Below are 436 nucleotides of genomic sequence, written 5' to 3'. Positions count from 1 at the left end.
CGCGTACGACCGCGACCGCGCCGAGATCCCCACCCGTCGCCGCAACCGCCGCCGTTAACCGCCCCGGCTCAACCACGGGAGAACCCGCGATGAACCCCCGCCGCACCCTGGCCGTGCTCACCCTGTCCGCCGCAACCGCTTTCGGCGGGTGGCTGGTTGGCCACTCGGCACCGACCCCCGCGCCCCCGTCCGTCACCGCGAACGACGTCTACGCCGTACTCGGCGAAGGGCAGACTGTCGCAGCAGCCTGCGGACGCGGCCACGAAGCCTGTGAGGCGGCCCTGAAGGGCTCGCAGGGCATGGCGCTGGCCGGACGCTCGGTGAGCTTCTGGGAAGACGGCTCGTGGTCGCTCACGGGCAGCGATCCGGCCAGCGAGGACGCGTACACCCGGGCCTTCAACGACGGGTGGGCGACCGGAATGCAGGACGCCTGCGA

1 protein-coding gene is annotated in these 436 nt (G+C 72.5%); it reads left to right on the top strand.

The annotated features are described in order from the left end of the window. Window positions 1-89: 89 nt before the first annotated feature. Window positions 90-436 (top strand): hypothetical protein (locus BI06_RS45310; RefSeq protein ID WP_043479133.1); only part of this gene is annotated, 347 nt, incomplete at its 3' end.

The sequence above is a fragment of the Kitasatospora sp. MBT66 genome, from assembly GCF_000710405.2.
Lineage (GTDB): Bacteria > Actinomycetota > Actinomycetes > Streptomycetales > Streptomycetaceae > Kitasatospora > Kitasatospora purpeofusca.
This window is presented reverse-complemented; position numbering and strand designations above follow the sequence as displayed.